Genomic DNA, 5,532 nt, shown 5'->3' with positions numbered 1-5,532 from the left:
GAGAAAGGGCCCACCAAGTGTGTTGGTGGGCCCTTTCTGGAATGGTTGTCCGGCTGCGTCCTACTCTCCCACACCGTCACCAGTGCAGTACCATCGGCGCTGAAGGGCTTAGCTTCCGGGTTCGGAATGGAGCCGGGCGTTTCCCCTTCGCTATGACAGCCGAAACTCTATGGAGATCTCAAATCGGGTTCCCGACCGTATCTCGGGAACTGCACAGTGGACGCGAACACACATAGGATCTTTGGGTGTGTATCAAGTTGTCGGCTTATTAGTACCAGTCAGCTGCATGCATTGCTGCACTTCCACATCTGGCCTATCAACCCGGTCGTCTAGCCGGGAGCCTCTCGGGAACAAGTCCCATGGAAACCTCATCTTGAAGCGTGCTTCCCGCTTAGATGCTTTCAGCGGTTATCACTTCCGAACGTAGCTAATCAGCGGTGCCCTTGGCAGGACAACTGACACACCAGAGGTTCGTCCATCCCGGTCCTCTCGTACTAGGGACAGCCCTTCTCAAGTTTCCTACGCGCACAGAGGATAGGGACCGAACTGTCTCACGACGTTCTAAACCCAGCTCGCGTACCGCTTTAATGGGCGAACAGCCCAACCCTTGGGAGCAACTCCACCCCCAGGATGCGACGAGCCGACATCGAGGTGCCAAACCATGCCGTCGATATGGACTCTTGGGCAAGATCAGCCTGTTATCCCCGGGGTACCTTTTATCCGTTGAGCGACGGCGCTTCCACAAGCCACCGCCGGGTCACTAGTTCCGACTTTCGTCCCTGCTCGACCTGTCAGTCTCGCAGTCAAGCTCCCTTGTGTACTTACACTCGACACCTGATTGCCAACCAGGCTGAGGGAACCTTTGAGCGCCTCCGTTACATTTTAGGAGGCAACCGCCCCAGTTAAACTACCCACCAGGCACTGTCCCTGATCCGGATCACGGACCGAGGTTAGATATCCAGAACGACCAGAGTGGTATTTCAACGTTGACTCCACACACACTGGCGTGCATGCTTCACAGTCTCCCACCTATCCTACACAAGCCGTACCGAACACCAATACCAAGCTATAGTAAAGGTCCCGGGGTCTTTCCGTCCTTCTGCGCGTAACGAGCATCTTTACTCGTAGTGCAATTTCGCCGAGTTCGCGGTTGAGACAGTGGAGAAGTCGTTACGCCATTCGTGCAGGTCGGAACTTACCCGACAAGGAATTTCGCTACCTTAGGATGGTTATAGTTACCACCGCCGTTTACTGGGGCTTAAATTCTGAGCTTCGACCCCGAAGGATCTAACCCGTCCTCTTAACCTTCCAGCACCGGGCAGGCGTCAGTCCGTATACATCGTCTTGCGACTTCGCACGGACCTGTGTTTTTAGTAAACAGTCGCTTCTCCCTGGTCTCTGCGGCCCTTCACCCTAGGAGGCAAGCTCCTTCAGGGTCCGGGCCCCCCTTCTCCCGAAGTTACGGGGGCATTTTGCCGAATTCCTTAACCACGATTCACTCGATCGCCTTGGTATTCTCTACCTAACCACCTGAGTCGGTTTGGGGTACGGGCGGCTCGAACCTCGCTAGAAGATTTTCTTGGCAGCATAGGATCACCCTGCTTCCCGCATTCGCGGTCACTATCAGGTCTCAGGATATGTGTGACACGGATTTGCCTATGTCACTCCCTACACCCTTGGACGTGGACTACCATCGCCACGCGGAGGCTACCTTCCTGCGTCTCTCCATCGCTTGACTACTACAACCTCGGGTCACGCGTTCCGCCGGCCGACCACCCATCCGAAGACGGGCAGCAGTGGCCGGTTTCAGGCGCTTAGCATCAGAAGGTTCGTCATGGGCGGTTCTTCGCCGGTTCCGGAATATCAACCGGATGTCCATCGACTACGCCTGTCGGCCTCGCCTTAGGTCCCGACTTACCCAGGGCAGATTAGCTTGACCCTGGAACCCTTGGTTATTCGGCGGACGGGTTTCTCACCCGTCATTCGCTACTCATGCCTGCATTCTCACTCGTGTGGCCTCCACGGCTGGATCACTCCGCCGCTTCCCTGGCCACACGACGCTCCCCTACCCATCGACACGCTTGGACCACCAACCCGCAGGCGTGGTGGCCGGGCAAAGTGTCAATGCCACAGCTTCGGTGGTGTGCTTGAGCCCCGCTACATTGTCGGCGCGGAATCACTTGACCAGTGAGCTATTACGCACTCTTTAAAGGGTGGCTGCTTCTAAGCCAACCTCCTGGTTGTCAATGCAACTCCACATCCTTTCCCACTTAGCACACGCTTAGGGACCTTAGCTGGTGATCTGGGCTGTTTCCCTCTCGACTACGGAGCTTATCCCCCGCAGTCTCACTGCCACGCTCTCACTTACCGGCATTCGGAGTTTGGCTAACGTCAGTAACCTGGTGAGGCCCATCGGCTATCCAGTAGCTCTACCTCCGGTAAGAAACACGTGACGCTGCACCTAAATGCATTTCGGGGAGAACCAGCTATCACGGAGTTTGATTGGCCTTTCACCCCTACCCACAGCTCATCCCCTCAGTTTTCAACCTAAGTGGGTTCGGTCCTCCACGACGTCTTACCGTCGCTTCAACCTGGCCATGGGTAGATCACTCCGCTTCGGGTCTAGACCCAGCGACTCAATCGCCCTGTTCGGACTCGCTTTCGCTACGGCTTCCCCACACGGGTTAACCTCGCCACTGAGCACTAACTCGCAGGCTCATTCTTCAAAAGGCACGCCGTCACCCCACGAGGAGGCTCCGACGGATTGTAGGCACACGGTTTCAGGATCTATTTCACTCCCCTCCCGGGGTACTTTTCACCTTTCCCTCACGGTACTTGTCCGCTATCGGTCACCAGGGAATATTTAGGCTTAGCGGGTGGTCCCGCCAGATTCACACGGGATTTCTCGGGCCCCGTGCTACTTGGGATACTTCTCTGGAGATCATGACATTTCGTCTACGGGGGTCGCACCCTCTGTGCCGGACCTTTCAATGTCCTTCGACTATGACACGATTTTCTGACTCCATGACAAGGTGTCAGCCTCGTCCGAGAAGTCCCACGACCCCGTACCTGCAACGCCTGACAGCTCTCACACAGATACGGTTTAGCCTCTTCCGCTTTCGCTCGCCACTACTCACGGAATCGCGGTTGCTTTCTCTTCCTGTGGGTACTGAGATGTTTCACTTCCCCACGTTCCCTCTACCCGCCCTATATATTCAGGCGGGAGTGACTGGACTTGCCTCCAGCCGGGTTTCCCCATTCGGAAATCCTCGGATCACAGTCTGGTTATCGACTCCCCGAGGCTTATCGCAGATTCCTACGTCCTTCTTCGGTTCCTGGTGCCAAGGCATCCACCGTGTGCCCTTAAAAACTTGATGCACAAAGATTTTAAGATGCTCGCGTCCACTGTGTAGTTCTCAACATACGGGCGAGCCCTCGCCGTACCCGGCGCCTACCAGCTCGTGAAAGCCGGCGGTTCGACCGCGACGAAGGTCCGAAGCCCTCCCGCTCCTGGCGGGACGGCCTGAGGGGAACACCACCAGCCTCATGGCCGGCGGGTCCGAACCCTCAGGACCCAACAACGTGTCAGGCACCGCGCCCCCAGACGATCCCGCGTTCCACACCCACGTAACGTGAGCCGTACTAGCGAGGACCACCAGGTCCACGGTGCCAGAATCGATGTTCCACCCAGAGCACCCGCTGCCCCACACTCGGGGACAGACCGGGCGTTACATGGACCAGACACCCAGAAGGCATCCGGCCTGTGCTCCTTAGAAAGGAGGTGATCCAGCCGCACCTTCCGGTACGGCTACCTTGTTACGACTTAGTCCCAATCGCCAGTCCCACCTTCGACAGCTCCCTCCACAAGGGTTGGGCCACCGGCTTCGGGTGTTACCGACTTTCGTGACTTGACGGGCGGTGTGTACAAGGCCCGGGAACGTATTCACCGCAGCGTTGCTGATCTGCGATTACTAGCGACTCCGACTTCATGGGGTCGAGTTGCAGACCCCAATCCGAACTGAGACCGGTTTTTTGGGATTCGCTCCACCTCGCGGTTTCGCAGCCCTTTGTACCGGCCATTGTAGCATGTGTGAAGCCCAAGACATAAGGGGCATGATGATTTGACGTCGTCCCCACCTTCCTCCGAGTTGACCCCGGCAGTCTCCTATGAGTCCCCGCCATCACGCGCTGGCAACATAGAACGAGGGTTGCGCTCGTTGCGGGACTTAACCCAACATCTCACGACACGAGCTGACGACAACCATGCACCACCTGTATACGAGTGTCCAAAGAGAACGACATCTCTGCCGCGTTCTCGCATATGTCAAGCCTTGGTAAGGTTCTTCGCGTTGCATCGAATTAATCCACATGCTCCGCCGCTTGTGCGGGCCCCCGTCAATTCCTTTGAGTTTTAGCCTTGCGGCCGTACTCCCCAGGCGGGGAACTTAATGCGTTAGCTGCGGCACGGATCTCGTGGAATGAGACCCACACCTAGTTCCCAACGTTTACGGCGTGGACTACCAGGGTATCTAATCCTGTTCGCTCCCCACGCTTTCGCTTCTCAGCGTCAGTTATGGCCCAGAGACCTGCCTTCGCCATCGGTGTTCCTCCTGATATCTGCGCATTTCACCGCTACACCAGGAATTCCAGTCTCCCCTACCACACTCTAGTCTGCCCGTACCCACCGCAAGTCCGGGGTTGAGCCCCGGATTTTCACGGCAGACGCGACAAACCGCCTACAAGCTCTTTACGCCCAATAATTCCGGACAACGCTCGCACCCTACGTATTACCGCGGCTGCTGGCACGTAGTTAGCCGGTGCTTCTTCTGCAGGTACCGTCACTTGCGCTTCTTCCCTGCTGAAAGAGGTTTACAACCCGAAGGCCGTCATCCCTCACGCGGCGTCGCTGCATCAGGCTTTCGCCCATTGTGCAATATTCCCCACTGCTGCCTCCCGTAGGAGTCTGGGCCGTGTCTCAGTCCCAGTGTGGCCGGTCGCCCTCTCAGGCCGGCTACCCGTCGTCGCCTTGGTGAGCCACTACCTCACCAACAAGCTGATAGGCCGCGAGCCCATCCCAGACCGAAAAACTTTCCACACCATGACCATGCGGCCTGATGTCGTATCCGGTATTAGCTCCGGTTTCCCGGGGTTATTCCAGAGTCTGGGGCAGGTTACTCACGTGTTACTCACCCGTTCGCCACTGATCACCCAAGAGCAAGCTCTCGAGATCACCGTTCGACTTGCATGTGTTAAGCACGCCGCCAGCGTTCGTCCTGAGCCAGGATCAAACTCTCCGTTGATGAATACACATCCACCAAGCCCCCTCACGAGGCACCCAGTGGACAACTCATACACACGAGATCGTGTGAAACCCGGCTGAGCACGAACAACCAGCAAAAGCTGTTTGTTCGTCATCAACCAAAGGAAAAACTCGGCACCACCACACCCCTCACCCGAACGGGCAAAGAACGAAGCGATGCGACGAGGTAAAAATTGGCATCGATTCTTGACACGCTGTTGAGTTCTCAAGGT

At 56.8% G+C, this 5,532-nt stretch carries 3 rRNA genes; all 3 read right to left on the bottom strand.

The features are described 5' to 3' along the window. Nucleotides 1–47: 47 nt before the first annotated feature. Nucleotides 48–164 (bottom strand): 5S ribosomal RNA (rrf, locus tag KMZ30_RS21350). A gap of 84 nt (nucleotides 165–248) precedes the next feature. Further along, a 23S ribosomal RNA gene (locus tag KMZ30_RS21345) occupies nucleotides 249–3,377 on the bottom strand. A 397-nt stretch (nucleotides 3,378–3,774) separates the two neighbouring features. Continuing rightward, a 16S ribosomal RNA gene (locus KMZ30_RS21340) occupies nucleotides 3,775–5,300 on the bottom strand. The 16S, 23S and 5S rRNA genes sit together here, the layout of an rRNA operon. Nucleotides 5,301–5,532 lie beyond the last annotated feature (232 nt).

The organism is Phycicoccus mangrovi, assembly GCF_018729305.1.
GTDB classification, from domain to species: Bacteria; Actinomycetota; Actinomycetes; order Actinomycetales; family Dermatophilaceae; genus Phycicoccus; species Phycicoccus jejuensis.
The sequence above is the reverse complement of the archived record's forward strand: the minus strand, read 5'-3'. Positions and strand labels throughout refer to the sequence as shown.